The organism is Citrobacter amalonaticus (assembly GCF_002918555.1).
GTDB lineage: Bacteria > Pseudomonadota > Gammaproteobacteria > Enterobacterales > Enterobacteriaceae > Citrobacter_C > Citrobacter_C amalonaticus_A.
In genome coordinates this window covers 1,196,776-1,212,719 of the sequence record NZ_PQMB01000002.1, presented here as the reverse complement: position 1 = coordinate 1,212,719, position 15,944 = coordinate 1,196,776, and the positions used below count along the sequence as shown (strand labels likewise).

Here is a 15,944-nt window from a genome sequence, read left to right as displayed (position 1 = left end):
GGGATGAGACAAAGTCCGGAGTGGCTAAGACTTTTTCCTGGTTAGTACGCTGTTTGTTGCAAATTTGTGGGCAGGTTAACAATTACCCGCGTGCCGTTCTGCGATTCCAGCGTCAGTTCGCCGCCCAGGGCGCTGACCCGCTCGCGCATCCCCTGAATGCCAAAACCGGGAATTTTGTCAGGACTGATCCCCACGCCGTTGTCCTTCACCTCCAGAAGCAAAATATCCCCCTTCTGGTACAGCGTAATGGCGACCTCGCTGGCGCTGGCATGTTTGCATATGTTATTGAGCAGCTCCTGCAACAGCCGGTAGAGGGTAAAGCGCACCGTTTCACTCTCCGGGGGAGCGATCAGCTGGTAGTCAAAGCGGCAGTGGGGGCCGTGTTCGGTAAAGGCGAATTCATTGAGCAGGTGGTGCAACGCCTCCCGGAACGACAGCTCATCAAGGGCGGGAGGGCGCAACTGGCGCAGCAGCTGGCGGGTGGAGTGATGAATACGGCGGGCGAGATCGTTAATCTGGCTGGCGGCAGCCTGAGTCTGCGCCGGATTGCGCGCACGTTTCACCAGCTGTGACTGGATCTGAATGGCGGTGATGTTCTGCCCGATCTCGTCATGCAGCTCGCGCGCCAGGCTTTTACGCGTATCTTCTTCGGTGTGGATCAGCTTTTCAGTCAGCGCGCGTCGCGCCGCCAGCTCCGCTTCCAGCCGTTGGCGGTAGTGGTGCAGGTTTTGCGCCAGATGCTGCTGGCGGCTGATAGCAATCCCCAGACCAATGCCGAGCAGCGCCTGAGTGGCCAGAAAAATCTCCAGCTCAACCAGGTTATTAAAACCCACGCCAACCTGACGGGCGATGGTGATCATCATACTGCCCAACAGGCCAGAGAGTACGCCGCCCTGCCAGCCGAATTTCCAGGCCATCACCACGTTTGGCAGAAAAACGACAATCAGCAGCAGGCGTTCAATTTCCGGCGACAGCACTATCTGGGTGCCGATGCCAATGATAAAGAACAGGCTGCACCAGATAATTAATGAGGTGCGAAGCGGCGGGTTACTGGTGTCCAGCCCCAGCAGATGGTAGCGGTGCTGCTGGCGCAGGAACTCAAAGATCAGATAGACAAACGGGGTCAGCAGCACACCACCGGTAAACGAGGCCAGGCCGAGCAGCATTGCCGGACTTTTGACAAACGGCGAAAGCAGGGCGGTGTTGAGTAGTGAAGATGCGGTAACCGTTGCCAGCAGCAGCGTCAGGCGCTGCCAGTAAAGGGGAAAGCGGTGCCAGAATTGTTGCGCGAGGCTGGCGGGAATCAGGCTAATTAATGGCGCAACCAGCAGGATATAGCCGTTAACCAGCTGTTCGCCGGGCAGCCAGAGCAGCATCAGCATGGGGGGCAGTATCAGTGCTGGCCAGTAGCGACGAGAAAGCAGGATCAGCAGTGCCAGGTAGACGCCGTGCGGCAGAAAAAGCGCCGCCTGCTGACCGTTATGGGTCAGGTAAAATCCGAGCGTCCATAACATCAGCCAGCCGGTTCCCCAGGCCAGCACAATGAATAATGAGATAACCCAGTGGCGAAGACTGCGCGACATTAGTGCCCCGCCAGCAGTTGGTGGTCGAGGGCGAAATGTACCAGGTCAATTGTGCTGTGGCACTGGAGCTTACCCAGTACATTGGCGCGATGGACATGAACCGTCTTGTGGCTGAGGGAGAGTCTGAAGGCGATCTCCTTCACGCTGTCGCCTTTGACAAGTAAATCAAACACCTCACGTTCACGTGGGGTGAGGATTTCCAGCACCTGTGACGATTGTTCTCCGCCGCGCAACGCCCGTAGCGCGTCGGCACACAGGTAATGACCGCCCATCCCGACGGAACGCACGGCCTGTACTAACTCTTCCGGCCCGCAGCGTTTGGTCAGATAGCCGCTGGCTCCCGCATCAAGCGCGCTCTGCACGAAGGTTGGGGTGTCATAAATGCTCAGAATAATGGCGCGAAATTGCGGTTTTTGCGCGCGCAGGCGTTTCAACAGGCTCAGGCCGTTTTCATCCGGCATGGCAATATCCATCACCGCGACGTTGATGTCATCGCGCAATAGTGTGGGCCAGGCTTCCGCCGCGCTGCTGAACTGACCTGCAACGTCGAGATCCTCTTCGAGGCTGAGTAACTGTGCAAAACCGGAGCGTACTACCACATGGTCATCGACCAGCACCACACGAATCATGTTTCTATTCTCTTACCGAACCATGGTCCTATGATGCCCGGTGCCGCTGCGCTGGCAATCAATCAGGCACAGTTATGGAACGAATATAACAAAATCGCAATAATTTGCCTGATGTTCCAGGCCAGATAAGCGTAGCGCCATCAGGCATTGATTGCCGGAGGGCGGCACAAGGGCTTTCTCCAGCCTTTGGCCCGTCAGGGCTTGCTGCGTTACCGCTCATGACGTCTGACAACGGGATTCTTCCGGCGATTGCCGTTTATGGTGGTGGCGTTCTGATCTCTTACGTTTCAGGGTTTATTATCACTGCATTGTGTGGCTGCAAAAACGTAGATCTGGATTGAGGGAATAATGATAAAAATTAATATGATTGCAGTCATTTTACTGATTTTTTCAGTCTAAGCTTTTGCTGCTGATTATCCGGTATTGGTTAGACACAGCAGCGGGATCTCTCCCGCTGCTTCTTCATGTTAATTAATCTCTTATATATAACATTAGAACCGCTGCACCAAAGATAAAGGCAAGAAATATACTGAGATAAAATGCTATCACATATATTATTGTGAGTTTTTTAGGTAATGACCTTATAAATTCCACGTCATTAACGTTTTCACTAAATTTAGATTTTTTATTATATACCAAAGGCCAAAAAATAAAATCCAACTTCATAGTGTATCCCGCACATAATGGCGGAGATTTGTAAAATAGTTCTGTGCTTTGTGGTAATCTCCCAAATTTGTTTTTATATAAATCACATATGGTATAAAAATTTCTGTCACCAATAAGCATTAAAATGTACATAATTATTGCACCAAAAAATACTATGCCACTCAAAATTAAAAATATTATTCTTTCATTAATCATTTTTTCACCATCATCTTTTACTGCATGTCACTTTTTATATCGTATATTACTTCACCCGTTGATTCACCAACTTCTTCTCCAGCTTTACTTAGACCAAATGCTGCACCTGCTCGAACGATAATCTGACATGCCATACCTCCCACTCCACCTGCTGGAGCACTTAAAGCGCCTAATACTACTGCGCAAGTTGCAGTTGCTACGGGCACGATTACAGAGTTAAATGCGGCTGGAACTGCTATGCCCCCGGCAAATTTACCAATCTCAGTATAAGTCGTCTTTTCGCAATCTCTACCGATGGTACATGCGCTATAAATAGAATTAGTTCCGTTTAATGCAGACAGCCCAATACCGACTTTACTAAATGTCTTCATCAGTTTTGCCAGCTTTGCTGACTTTTCGATATAGGTCGCATAACCGTCAATATCGTTAACTCCTGTTTGATTCCATTTATGTACTATTGATGATGAAGATAACCTCAAAGCTTTTTTCATATCATCATACTGAGCAAGTCCGATATGTTCTCTAAATATTTTTAGAAATATCCCGTCTAATTGTTTGAATAGAATTTTCCGCTCTGCAAAAAACTGTTCACTGATTAATGTACCTCTTGATACATATTGATTTCTATAAGCATCCTGAATTTTATTTAGAGTATTTTCAATTTCACCAAAGTATTTTTCAGACATATCACTAAGAATGCCACCATAATCTGAACCATATGAGGTAACCATATCTATTATGTGTCTGTTTTGATATAAAAATCTTGCTTCTTCAAGAGTTAATGGCTCTAGCGCGCTATCTATTTTATCCCTGGCATTTTCGATATGTTTGATTTGTTCCGCGTCTTGTTTTTCTGGATCAGCAATAATTAAAATAGAACCAGGTTTTTTTTTCATATCAGGATTTAAGCTATGAAATAGCTCACGTGTACCATCGGGGGGATTATTGAAAAACCACGATTCATACGACGATGGTGTGGCTTCGTATGGCAGTACACAAAATCCCGCATCTACAGGTTCACGGGGCGGTTTTTCGTCGTCAACCGGGCCAGATGGCTCTGGAGCTATTGTAAGCGGTTTCGGTGCGTGCTGTGGTGTTTCAGATACCATTTTGTTTGTTGCTGGCCTGGCGGAATGGACTTTATTTTTACTCTCACTTTCATAGCCATACGTTACATTATAAATTGAATTAATAAATTTGCACTTACACGGACATGTACCGGTGCTATGTGCTGTTCCGGCAGCCTGTACACCCTGTATATAATAATTAGGCTGTCCCCCTGCTATAGAATAAATATTTTTATCTCTACCACATATATATTTATCACCATTACGAGCAGTACACTGTCCATGAATTGTATGATTAGACGCACCCGTTATGATTCTCCCGCCACATGTTGTTTTATCACCAATTCTTAAAAAATATGCCATACCCATAAAACCTCACTCCATAACTCATGTTCATGAATATACTGACAGATTTTTTTATTACTTTGATAGAAATACATTTTTAAATCTTACTCATCTGTTAAAAGTACGATAACAAACGATTTTCACAATAAATTTTGTGCTTTTGATCACATAGTATATAAAAAGCATAAATACAATCCTGGACGATTCAGGCTCAAAATAATTAATATGTGACTTATTTAACAAATGAATTGATTATAATGTTTTCACCTTTTCTATAATCAAATTTATCTCATTTAGCCCATTTTTTGATAGTAGAATCTGTAACGCTTTTTCCCATTTCAACGTTGCCTCTCTTTTTTTCAATAATATAGTCGTATCTGTCGTAGTGTTTTTTACCAATACTACTATTAGCGTGTTGATTTATTATTTCTTTTTCATTTTCTGTGAAATGCAGCATCCCAGATAGTGTTTTAAACGTTCGCCGTATATCACGTAACGAAAAAACAGACTCCACATGTTTCTTCGCAAAACTATTCACAGGAGCGGACCAGTAAAAGGAACTTAACTCAACTGTTGGCTTTAGAGCGCGTTTGAGCGCGTCAGCTTTGATTTGAGAATTATAAATTTTGAGTTGTTTTTCATAATTCTTATTAGGAAAAAAGAAATCGCTATCAGGATATCGCAACGCTTGCTCATTCAGTATTTTTTTAGCTGAATCACATATATACACGACATTATTTCTGTTCATTTTTGTGAATTCTTTGGCAATAGTTAATTTATTATTTTCGGTATCATAAAAACTTTTCTGCGAATGCGCCAGTTCGAAGGGGCGTTGTCCGCAGGTATACAGGCACAGCATTAGCAGGGATTTTAAGTCAGGGTCAAATTCCAGAAGGTTCTCTTTGAAAATTGAGTCTATTTTCTTTATTTCAGCAAATGTCAGATAGCGTTCGCCTGGTTTACTCGCGTTAATTTTTGAATATTAGTTGTTGGGTTATGGGGCAGATGAAACTCTATACCATTTGAAACTGAGTTACCTGGCGGGTCGTTATCCGCCACCATGCCGTATGCAAAAAATAGACCGTAAAATCAGACTATTACGATTGGTTTGCGATTAAATTATAGTCAATGATTTTGAATGATGTGGGCCTTCTCCGGTCTGCAACGGGGTGACCTGGCGAATGGGAACGTGTTCAAAACAACTTATCCGACATCGCTAAATACATTACATCGCTAACCATTGCCGCTTTTTTTCTAAAAACGCTTTGTTCTTAGCCAGAATTTTTAATTCCTTTATCAAATTCAGCCGCAACGAAATACTGCCTCCATAACAAGACAGGGGAGCAGACAACATGATTTTTTCATCGCGTAACACACTACTTGCCGCACTGGCGCTCATCACCTTTCAGACGCAGGCGGTGAACGTTACCGTGGCGTATCAGACCTCCGCCGAACCGGCGAAAGTCGCGCAGGCGGATAATACGTTTGCCAAAGAGAGCGGGGCCACCGTTGACTGGCGCAAGTTTGACAGCGGGGCAAGTATTGTTCGTGCGCTGGCATCCGGCGACGTGCAGATAGGCAATCTCGGCTCCAGTCCGCTGGCGGTAGCCGCCAGTCAGCAGGTGCCGATCGAAGTCTTTCTTCTTGCTTCCAGACTCGGTAACTCTGAAGCGCTGGTGGTGAAGAAAAATATCAGCAAGCCGGAAGACCTGATCGGCAAGCGTATTGCCGTGCCGTTTATCTCCACCACCCATTACAGTCTGCTGGCAGCGTTAAAGCACTGGGGCATCAGGCCTGGCCAGGTAGAGATTGTGAACCTGCAACCGCCCGCGATTATCGCCGCCTGGCAGCGCGGAGATATTGATGGCGCTTACGTCTGGGCACCCGCGGTTAACGTGCTGGAAAAAGAGGGTAATGTGCTGACTGATTCAGAAAAAGTGGGAGAGTGGGGATCGCCAACGCTGGATGTCTGGGTGGTACGTAAAGATTTTGCCGGGAAGCATCCCGAGGTGGTGAAAGCCTTTGCCAAAAGCGCTATCGACGCGCAGCAATCGTATATCGCCAATCCTGACGAATGGCTGAAACAGCCGGAAAACATCAGCAAGCTGTCGCGCTTAAGCGGCGTGCCGGAAGCGGATGTGCCGGGACTGGTGAAAGGCAATACCTATCTGACGCCGCAACAGCAGACATCCGAGCTGACCGGACCGGTGAACAAAGCCATTATCGACACCGCGCAGTTCCTGAAAGAGCAGGGCAAAGTGCCTGATGTCGCGAACGATTACAGTCAGTACGTTACCGACCGCTTTATACAATAAAGGAGGCGCGGATGCTGCATATCTCACATCTCTTTGCTGATTACGGCGGTAAGCCCGTGCTGGAAGATCTCAATCTGACGCTCGACAGTGGTGAACTGCTGGTAGTGCTGGGCCCATCCGGTTGTGGGAAAACAACGTTGCTCAACCTGATTGCCGGATTTGTGCCTTATCAGCACGGGAGCATTCAACTGGCGGGCAAACGGGTGGACGGGCCGGGCGCGGAGCGTGGGGTGGTTTTTCAGAATGAAGGGCTGCTTCCCTGGCGTAATCTCCAGGATAACGTTGCTTTTGGTTTGCAGCTGGCAGGCGTGGAGAAAGCGCGGCGTCAGCAAATCGCGCATGAGATGTTGAAAAAGGTCGGACTGGAAGGGGCGGGCAGGCGCTTTATCTGGCAGCTTTCCGGCGGTCAGCGTCAGCGTGTTGGCATTGCCCGCGCGCTGGCCGCCAATCCCCAGCTTTTGCTGCTGGACGAACCCTTCGGCGCGCTGGATGCTTTTACCCGTGAGCAGATGCAAACCCTGCTGCTGAAGCTCTGGCATGAGACGAACAAACAGGTGCTGCTGATCACCCATGATATTGAAGAGGCGGTGTTTATGGCAACCGATCTGCTGCTGCTGTCCCCAGGACCTGGCCGGATAGTGGAGCGTCTGTCGCTCAATTTCGCCCGCCGCTTTGTGGCTGGCGAATCGAGTCGTGGTATTAAGTCCGATCCACAATTTATTGAGACCCGCGAATATGTGTTAAGCCGCGTCTTTGAACAACGGGAGGCCTTTTCATGACCGTGGTTATCAATGACAAACCGGCTCAGCGCACGTCCGTATGGCGCTGGCCGTTCTCCCGACAGATAACGTTAAGCCTGGCAACGCTGACGACCCTCCTGGCGGTATGGTGGGCGGTGGCGGCGCTCCAGCTAATAAGTCCACTGTTTCTGCCGCCACCGCAGCAGGTGCTGCAAAAGCTGGTGACGATTGCCGGACCGCAGGGGTTTATGGATGCCACGCTGTGGCAGCATCTGGCGGCAAGCCTCACCCGAATTGTGCTGGCTCTGCTGGCGGCGGTGCTGCTGGGCGTCCCGGTTGGGATCGCGATGGGGCTGAGTCCGACGATGCGCGGCATTCTCGATCCGATCATTGAACTGTATCGTCCGGTGCCGCCATTGGCCTATTTGCCGCTGATGGTTATCTGGTTCGGTATTGGCGAAACGTCCAAGATCCTGCTGATCTATCTGGCGATTTTTGCTCCTGTAGCGATGTCGGCGCTGGCGGGGGTGAAAAGCGCGCAGCAGGTGAGAATACGTGCTGCGCAATCGCTGGGCGCCAGTCGCGCACAGGTGCTGTGGTTTGTGATCCTGCCCGGCGCGCTGCCGGAGATCCTGACCGGTTTGCGCATTGGGCTTGGCGTGGGCTGGTCGACGCTGGTGGCAGCAGAACTGATCGCGGCAACGCGAGGTTTAGGATTTATGGTCCAGTCGGCCGGTGAGTTTCTTGCCACCGACGTGGTGCTGGCAGGGATCGCGGTGATTGCGGTCATTGCTTTTATTTTAGAACTGGGTCTGCGTACGCTTCAGCGCCGTCTGACGCCCTGGCATGGAGAAGTACAATGAGTGAACGTCTGAGCATTGTCCCGCTGGGACCGTATATCGGCGCACAGATTTCTGGTGCGGATTTGACCCGCCCGCTGAGCGATAATCAGTTTGAACAGTTGTATCATGCGGTACTGCGCCATCAGGTCGTGTTCCTGCGCGAGCAGGCGATCGCACCGCAGCAACAGCGAGCGCTGGCGCAGCGTTTTGGCGATCTGCATATTCATCCCGTCTACCCACATGCCGAGGGGGTGGATGAGATTATCGTGCTCGATACGCACAATGATAATCCACCGGATAATGATAACTGGCACACGGATGTGACTTTTATCGAAACGCCGCCTGCCGGGGCGATCCTGGCGGCTAAAGAGCTGCCCTCCACCGGCGGCGATACGCTGTGGACCAGTGGGATCGCGGCGTATGAGGCGCTTTCTGAGCCTTTCCGCCAGCTCCTGAGCGGCCTGCGTGCGGAGCATGATTTCCGTAAGTCTTTTCCGGAGTACAAGTACCGTCAAACTGAAGAGGAGCATCAGCGCTGGCGGGAGGCGGTGGCAAAACATCCGCCGTTATTGCATCCGGTGGTGCGCACGCATCCGGTGAGCGGCAAACAGGCTCTTTTCGTTAATGAAGGCTTTACTACCCGAATCGTTGATGTCACACAGAAAGAGAGCGAGGCGCTGCTCGGATTTCTGTTTACCCATATAACTAAGCCGGAATTTCAGGTGCGGTGGCGCTGGCAGCCCAATGACGTGGCGATCTGGGATAACCGTGTCACCCAGCATTATGCCAACGCCGATTATCTGCCGCAGCGGCGCATAATGCACCGGGCGACTATCCTCGGGGATAAACCTTACTTTCGCGCGGGGTAAGGCTGTGGCGAGACTGCCTGCGGGTGCATCGGGGGAGCCGGGGGATAAAAACCGACCAGCGCCTCGCGCGCAAAAGGGCAAATGTCGTTTGGATGATGATTCGGCAACGTTTTGTGAACATGCCGGATGACGGAGTGTCATCCGGCAGAGGGGAGATTAACGCAGGATCTTCTTCTCAGCTAAATCGAGCGCGAAGTAGCTGAAGATCAGATCCGCACCGGCACGTTTGATTGAGCCTAAGCTTTCGAGCACCACTTTCTCTTCATCAATGGCACCGGCCATTGCTGCGAACTTGATCATCGCATATTCGCCGCTGACCTGATACGCGCCAAGCGGCAGCTCAGTACGTTCGCGGATGTCACGCAGTACATCCAGATAGGCGCCGGCAGGTTTCACCATCAGACAGTCTGCACCCTGCGCTTCGTCAAGTAACGACTCACGAATCGCTTCACGACGGTTCATTGGGTTCATCTGATAGGTTTTACGGTCGCCTTTTAAGGCGGTTCCCGCCGCTTCCCGGAACGGGCCGTAGAAAGATGACGCGAATTTAGTGGAGTAGGACATGATGGCGGTATCGGTAAAGCCCGCGGCGTCCAGCGCCTGGCGGATTGCCTGTACTTGTCCGTCCATCGCGGCAGAAGGCGCGATAAAGTCAGCGCCAGCCGCGGCAGCAACAACGGCCTGTTTGCCGAGGTTGGTCAGCGTGGCATCGTTATCCACGCCGTGCTCGCACAGTACGCCACAGTGTCCGTGGGAGGTATATTCGCAGAAGCAGGTGTCAGACATGACGATCATTTCCGGCACCGTCTGTTTGCAAATGCGCGACATACGCGCCACCAGACCGTCTTCTTTCCAGGCATCGCTGCCGGTGTCATCAGTATGGTGGGAAATTCCGAAGGTCATCACTGAACGAATTCCGGCACTGGCGATGCGTTCAATCTCACGTGCCAGATGCTTTTCCGGAATACGCATGACGCCTGGCATGGCTTCAATCGCTTTATAGTCGTCCAGTTCTTCTTCAACAAAGATCGGCAACACCAGGTCGTTTAAGCTCAGTGTTGTCTCTTCAAACATGGCGCGCAGCGCAGCAGATTTGCGCAGGCGGCGAGGGCGTTGGATTAAGTCTGTCATGGGATGCCTGATGTTTGTGGAATCGAAGGCTGTAGTATACCTGAACCTGAGTGCGGTGTTTCACGAAATGGGCCTCATTATCGACCCGTTCCGGGATAACCAGCGCTAATTTTTTATTGTGTATAACTAAATATTCATATTTACCAATGGCATTTATATTTAAGATCTTATTTTAAATATCGATGATTTTTTATTTTTATGATTTACATACAAGGGGGTTAGCTATTCATTGTTTTTTTGTTTCGGTAAATCATGGAAATTTATACCTATAATGGTACGCACACGGATGGTACGCCAGATACTCACGTTGTTGATGTTTACAACATGGGTACCGCCATCACGCTGGATCAGGAAGTTGATCTGGTCATTAAAAATAACTCCCGTGTTGCCGGTATTACCCTCACTCAGGGTTATGAGTGGGAAGACACTAACGATAATACCGTCAGCACCGGCGTAAACAGCGGTGAAGTATTTAACAATACCATCACGGTGACTGATTCTACCGTGACCCTGGTTCATGGTCTGATGAAGGGACTTCTGGCTGGTTCGGTAATAACAATAACGCCAGCGATTACAGCGGTGAACATACTGCTGATGACGTGGCTATTTTTGTAACTGCACATCCGTCTGCGGATAACGCAATGCAAACCACCGTTAATCTCAGCAATTCTACCCAGGGGACTCGTCTGACCAACTCTCGTCATGGCCTGACAGATAACGGTGGTGCATGGGTGAGTTACTTTGGCGGTAACCTCAACGGCGACAACGACACCATTAACTACGATCAGAATGTTAACGGTATCATGGTCGGTCTTGATACCAAAATTGATGGTAACAACGCTAAGTGGATCGTCGGTGCTGCGGTGGGCTTCGCGAAAGGTGATATGAGCGACCGTACTGGTCAGGTGGATCAGGACAGCCAGTCTACATCTACTCTTCAGCTCGCTTTGCAAACAACATCTTTGTTGATGGTAACCTGAATTACTCTCACTTCAGCAACGATCTGTCTGCTAACATGAGCAACGGTGAGTACGTTGACGGCAGCGCCGCTTCCGATGCCTGGGGCTTTGGTCTGAAACTGGGTTATGACTTCAAACTGGGTGATGTGGGTTACCTGACTCCGTACGGCAGCGTATCTGGCATGTTCCAGTCTGGTGATGACTTCCCGCTGAGCAACAACATGAAGGTTGACGGTCAGTCTTACGACAGCATGCGTTATGAGCTGGGGGTTGATACCGGTTATACCTTCACCTACAGTGACGATCAGGCTCTGACGCCGTACTTCAAACTGGCTTACGTTTACTCAGACGTCAACTACCCTGGTGGTGGTGATGTAGATCAAGACTGGTCCGCGAACGTAGGCGTTAAATATACCTGGTAATGATTTCTTTTTGATAAACTTATTAATAGTTATTTAACCCAGGCAATGCCCGTTAAGGATTTGACGGGCATTATTGCAAGGAATGCAAAATGATCTCACTGAGTAAACCACTTAATGAATTCAGGAAACTCGATCAATGCTTGTCTAAATATGGTACTCGCTTCGAGTTTTGTAATGAAAAACAAGTTATATTTTCTAAAGATACCCACCAGGATGATACGTTTGTTATTTTAAACGGCGTTATCTCTCTGCGAAGAGGAGAAAATATACTTATAGGTATTGCTCAGGCGCCATTTATCATGGGGCTGGCAGATGGTGTAATGAAAAATGATGTACAGTATCAACTGGTCAATGAAAGTAGCGGTTCGGGATATCATCTACCGGCCTCTCAAACGATAAAAATCATTGAGGAGAATAATCTGTGGCGTGAAGCCTTTTGCTGGCTGGCATGGCAAAATCGCATCATGGAAATGCGCGATGTACAGCTAATTGGCAATAATTCCTACGATCAAATCCGGGCTACGTTGATATCAATGATTGAGTGGGATGAGGAGTTACGTTTCCGTATCGGTGTTATGAATTACATTCACCAGAGGACGAGAATTTCGCGTTCCGTTGTTGCTGAAGTGCTTGCTGCCTTGCGAAAAGGTGGTTATATCGAAATGAATAAAGGCAAACTGGTGGGGATTAACCGTTTGCCTTCAGAGTATTAATCAGGATGCGGGAACAATTAACGATTTATACTCGTCATCCTTCAGGTTGCTGGTGCGTTGGCTTTGTTACCCGGCCCGTCCCTGGGCCGCGCCCCTGCGGGGCCAGCGCAAGCGCTGTTCAAACGACGACGCCGTTTTGCCCCGCAACGCGAATTATTTAAAATCTATTCTGGCTAAGTTCGGTCACCAAATCATTAATTCCATCACTCATATTGGTGAACCGGGTGAGTGGCGAACGGGTAACGACCACAAAGGCACCGACATTTTGCTGGGGAATCATCGCCATATAGGTGATGAAACCGCCGCCGCCGCCTGTTTTCTGAATGATTCCCGGACGTCCGTCTTTGGGCGCCATATAAACCCATCCCAGGCCCAGCGCATCGGCTTTTCCGGGCACATCCATCCCCGTCACTTTGGTTAACTGCGCGCGCTGAAAGATGAGCGTCTGCATACGATCGGCCTGATGGCTGCGCTGGTAGAAGTCAGAAGAGAGATACTGCTGCATCCAGCGCATCATGTCTCCGGGGGTGGAGTAGACGCCGCCGCTGCCAATTGCCGCCAGGGTATTGTTACATGGACTGGCCCCTTTCTCCGCCACCATCAGACGTTTGCACTGATCGGGCGACGGCGTATAAGTGGTGTCTTTCATGCCCAACGGACGAGTAATTTGTTCTTCGAAAAGTTGGGTGTACGGCTTACCGGAGGCGCTCGCCAGCGCATCAGCCAGCAGATCGAACGCCAGGTTGGAATAAGCGGCTTGCGATCCGGGCGCGCTTTTCAAGGTCGCGGTGGAGAGATAACTCCAGCGCTGTTCGCGGGTCGGCCAGACAAACACCGGACGTTTTGCCGCACCGCCGGGCTGTTCGCGAGGTAACGCGCTGGTATGCGTCGCCAGATTCACCAGGGTGATGGGCGTACCCTGATACGTTGGCACGCGCGCTCCCGGCGGCGCGTATTTACTCAACGGGTCATCCAGCTTCACGGTGCCCTGATCAAGCAATTTGACCAGCATCTCGCTGGTCATCAGCTTGGTGAGAGAGGCGATGCGAATAACAGAGTCCAGCTGTGGACGAACATTATTGCCAGGACGCGTCTCCCCAAAGCTGCGGAACACACGCTGATTGCCATCGATCACAACCAGCGCCATCCCCGTGGCGCCGCTGCCGTAATAAATATGATCGGCGTAGCGTTCTACGATATCAGAAGCGAAAACGGGATCGGTGACAGACTGCGCTGCCTGGGCTGATGTCAATGACGCCGCACACAGCGCGGCAGAAAAAAGCAGACTACGTTTCAACGGTGGTGTCCATGAGTGAAATAAAACAGAAAACTATACACAAAATTCGCGTTGCATCGAGGCGGCAAGAGAAGAAACCCGCAGCCAACAAAGATGATGTGTATGCGTATTTATACTATCTGGTAACACAATGCAAATCGCTAATTACAGCAATAATAGTGTTAAAAACGTAACGGAGACTAAACAAGGGATTTTTTATCGATAAACAAGATTCACTTTTGTGATCCCACACGTGCGATAATCTCGTTTTCCCCCTCCCCGCAGGAATGAACGATGTCTGAAAAACACGCGGTCATGGTAGTTGATATGCAAAACGGCGTTTTTACTACGCCACGAATCAATCGGGAAATCTGCGTTAAACGCATAAACCAGCTGACGCGGGCAGCGGACGTGACCCTTTTTATTCAGCATGCGGAAGCCGGAGGGCTGGAGGAGGGGAGTGAAGGGTTTGCGCTTTTACCGGAGCTGATGGTTCCCGCGAACGCGCTGTTCGTCACCAAAACGGCATGCGATGCATTTTACAAAACGGCACTGGAGCAGGTGCTGAGTGAGTATGGCATTAAGCAGTTTGTGATGTGCGGCTGTGCGACGGACTATTGTGTCGATACCACGCTGAAAAACGGCGCCAGTAGAGGTTATCGCATTACCGTTGCCGGGGATGCCCACACGACAGCCAATCGGCCTGCTGCCAGGGCAGAAACGCTGATTGCGCACTATAACGATGTCTGGCGCAACCTGACTGTGCCAGGCAATCCCGTCTTTGTGAAATCCGTCGAAACAATTCTTCAGGACTGGAAAGCGAACTAAGCGTCACCATTTTGGTCACAATGGGCGGTTTCGCCTTGCGTGTCATTGGGCTTTGTCCCTTTTTGCCGCAGTGAGCACTGTGGCAAAAACACAGCAGTCGTAAGTAAAAACGATAAGAAGTTAGCAGGAGAGCATCATGTTTACGTCTTTTTTCCCAAAGCCGGGAGCTTTTTTCCTGTCGGCATTTGTTTGGGCGCTGGTTGCCGTCATTTTCTGGCAAGCCGGTGGCGGTGCCTGGGGGGCGCATCTTGCGGGCGCATCGGGTGACATACCCATTAGCGCCGCCCGATTCTGGTCGCTGAACTACCTGATCTTTTACGCGTATTATATTCTCTGCGTGGGGCTGTTTGCGCTGTTCTGGTTTATCTATAGCCCGCACCGCTGGCAGTACTGGTCAATACCTGGGACGTCTCTGATCATCTTCGTGACCTGGTTCCTGGTGGAGGTGGGGGTGGCGGTTAACGCCTGGTATGCCCCTTTCTACGATCTCATTCAGACCGCTCTTAGCTCACCGCATAAAGTCACCATAGAACAGTTCTATCGTGAGGTTGGGGTGTTTCTTGGGATTGCGTTGATTGCGGTTGTGGTCAGCGTACTGAACAATTTTTTTGTGAGCCACTATGTGTTTCGCTGGCGCACTGCGATGAACGAATACTATATGGCTAACTGGCAGCATCTGCGTCATATCGAAGGTTCCGCGCAGCGTGTGCAGGAGGACACGATGCGTTTTGCCTCAACGCTTGAAAGCATGGGCGTGAGTTTTATTAATGCGATCATGACGCTAATTGCTTTCCTGCCCGTGCTGGTTACGCTCTCTGCGCATGTCCCGAATCTGCCGTTTGTTGGTCACATACCTTACGGTCTGGTCATTGCTGCTCTTGTGTGGTCGCTGATGGGAACGGGATTGTTGGCCGTCGTGGGGATAAAGCTTCCGGGCCTTGAATTTAAAAATCAGCGTGTGGAAGCCGCTTACCGTAAAGAGCTGGTCTACGGTGAGGATGATGCTAATCGCGCCACGCCGCCCACGGTTCGCGAATTGTTCAGCGCGGTGCGCCAGAACTATTTCCGCCTCTATTTTCACTATATGTACTTTAATATTGCCCGGATCCTCTATCTGCAGGTCGACAACGTTTTCGGGTTGTTCCTGCTGTTTCCGTCGATTGTTGCGGGTACGATTACGCTGGGTCTGATGACTCAGATCACTAACGTATTTGGTCAGGTACGCGGCTCCTTCCAGTATTTGATCAGTTCATGGACCACCCTGGTGGAACTGATGTCCATCTATAAACGTCTGCGTAGCTTTGAGCGCGAACTGGATGGTCAGGATATTCAGGAAGTCACCCATACTCTTAGCTAGCAAAAGG

General features: G+C 50.1%; 15 protein-coding genes and 2 pseudogenes. 10 read left to right on the top strand and 7 right to left on the bottom strand.

The features are described 5' to 3' along the window. Positions 1-41: 41 nt before the first annotated feature. The gene (locus tag C3432_RS11360) at positions 42-1,583 is read right to left on the bottom strand and encodes an MASE1 domain-containing sensor histidine kinase (RefSeq protein ID WP_103776691.1); all 1,542 of its coding nucleotides are present in this window, start codon (positions 1,581-1,583) and stop codon (positions 42-44) included. Further along, positions 1,583-2,212, bottom strand: coding sequence for a response regulator transcription factor (locus tag C3432_RS11355; RefSeq protein ID WP_103776690.1), 630 nt, complete (start codon positions 2,210-2,212; stop codon positions 1,583-1,585). The genes C3432_RS11360 and C3432_RS11355 overlap by 1 nt, the downstream gene beginning before the upstream one ends. Positions 2,213-2,382: 170 nt before the next feature. Here C3432_RS11355 and murP point away from each other — a divergent pair. Then, positions 2,383-2,553 (top strand): annotated as a pseudogene (murP, locus tag C3432_RS27955) (PTS N-acetylmuramic acid transporter subunit IIBC); the annotation flags it as partial. Positions 2,554-2,683: 130 nt separating this feature from the next. On the opposite strand, the gene C3432_RS11345 reads toward murP, so the two are convergent. The 3 genes from C3432_RS11345 to C3432_RS11335 all read right to left on the bottom strand — a co-directional run bounded on the left by C3432_RS11345 (position 2,684) and on the right by C3432_RS11335 (position 5,233). Further along, positions 2,684-3,073, bottom strand: a complete 390-nt coding sequence (locus C3432_RS11345; protein ID WP_103776689.1) for a hypothetical protein — start codon at positions 3,071-3,073, stop codon at positions 2,684-2,686. Between the two features lie 17 nt (positions 3,074-3,090). Continuing rightward, positions 3,091-4,509: a PAAR domain-containing protein gene (locus tag C3432_RS11340; RefSeq protein WP_103776688.1), complete on the bottom strand. Its 1,419-nt coding sequence runs from the start codon at positions 4,507-4,509 to the stop codon at positions 3,091-3,093. Between the two features lie 265 nt (positions 4,510-4,774). Further along, positions 4,775-5,233, bottom strand: a complete 459-nt coding sequence (locus C3432_RS11335) for a hypothetical protein (protein WP_181012897.1) — start codon at positions 5,231-5,233, stop codon at positions 4,775-4,777. Between the two features lie 604 nt (positions 5,234-5,837). Between C3432_RS11335 and tauA the strand changes: the two genes are divergently transcribed. The 4 genes from tauA to tauD are packed head-to-tail and all read left to right on the top strand — an operon-like array spanning position 5,838 to position 9,251. Beyond that, a complete protein-coding gene (gene tauA, locus C3432_RS11330; RefSeq protein WP_103776686.1) occupies positions 5,838-6,800 on the top strand; it encodes a taurine ABC transporter substrate-binding protein in 963 nt (320 codons plus the stop codon). Between the two features lie 11 nt (positions 6,801-6,811). Further along, positions 6,812-7,579 (top strand): taurine ABC transporter ATP-binding subunit, encoded by a 768-nt coding sequence (gene tauB / locus C3432_RS11325; protein WP_103776685.1) that lies wholly within the window; start codon positions 6,812-6,814, stop codon positions 7,577-7,579. Next, positions 7,576-8,403: a taurine ABC transporter permease TauC gene (gene tauC, locus C3432_RS11320; protein ID WP_103776684.1), complete on the top strand. Its 828-nt coding sequence runs from the start codon at positions 7,576-7,578 to the stop codon at positions 8,401-8,403. The genes tauB and tauC overlap by 4 nt, the downstream gene beginning before the upstream one ends. Continuing rightward, positions 8,400-9,251 (top strand): taurine dioxygenase, encoded by an 852-nt coding sequence (tauD, locus tag C3432_RS11315; protein WP_103776683.1) that lies wholly within the window; start codon positions 8,400-8,402, stop codon positions 9,249-9,251. The genes tauC and tauD overlap by 4 nt, the downstream gene beginning before the upstream one ends. Before the next feature lie 156 nt (positions 9,252-9,407). On the opposite strand, the gene hemB is transcribed toward tauD, so the two are convergent. Continuing rightward, positions 9,408-10,382, bottom strand: coding sequence for a porphobilinogen synthase (gene hemB / locus C3432_RS11310; protein ID WP_103776682.1), 975 nt, complete (start codon positions 10,380-10,382; stop codon positions 9,408-9,410). 252 nt (positions 10,383-10,634) lie between these two features. Here hemB and C3432_RS28335 point away from each other — a divergent pair, with 252 nt between their 5' ends. The 3 genes and pseudogenes from C3432_RS28335 (at position 10,635) to iprA (ending at position 12,476) form a co-directional block, all read left to right on the top strand. Then, positions 10,635-10,997 carry a hypothetical protein gene (locus tag C3432_RS28335; protein ID WP_103776681.1) on the top strand — a complete coding sequence of 121 codons (363 nt, stop codon included), beginning with the start codon at positions 10,635-10,637 and terminating at the stop codon, positions 10,995-10,997. Next, positions 10,979-11,763, top strand: a pseudogene (locus C3432_RS11300) (autotransporter outer membrane beta-barrel domain-containing protein); the annotation flags it as partial. The gene C3432_RS28335 and the pseudogene C3432_RS11300, both read left to right, overlap by 19 nt. Before the next feature lie 89 nt (positions 11,764-11,852). Continuing rightward, positions 11,853-12,476: a hydrogen peroxide resistance inhibitor IprA gene (iprA, locus tag C3432_RS11295; protein ID WP_103776680.1), complete on the top strand. Its 624-nt coding sequence runs from the start codon at positions 11,853-11,855 to the stop codon at positions 12,474-12,476. Between the two features lie 157 nt (positions 12,477-12,633). Here the strand turns inward: iprA and ampH are convergent, their stop codons facing one another. Continuing rightward, positions 12,634-13,773 carry a D-alanyl-D-alanine-carboxypeptidase/endopeptidase AmpH gene (gene ampH, locus C3432_RS11290; protein ID WP_103776679.1) on the bottom strand — a complete coding sequence of 380 codons (1,140 nt, stop codon included), beginning with the start codon at positions 13,771-13,773 and terminating at the stop codon, positions 12,634-12,636. A gap of 273 nt (positions 13,774-14,046) precedes the next feature. Here ampH and C3432_RS11285 point away from each other — a divergent pair, with 273 nt between their 5' ends. Together C3432_RS11285 and sbmA are read left to right on the top strand one after the other, a co-directional pair. Continuing rightward, a complete protein-coding gene (locus C3432_RS11285) occupies positions 14,047-14,580 on the top strand; it encodes an isochorismatase family protein (protein WP_103776678.1) in 534 nt (177 codons plus the stop codon). Between the two features lie 136 nt (positions 14,581-14,716). Next, on the top strand, positions 14,717-15,937 hold the full coding sequence (gene sbmA / locus C3432_RS11280) for a peptide antibiotic transporter SbmA (protein ID WP_103776677.1): 1,221 nt from the start codon (positions 14,717-14,719) through the stop codon (positions 15,935-15,937). The last annotated feature ends 7 nt before the right edge of the window (positions 15,938-15,944 follow it).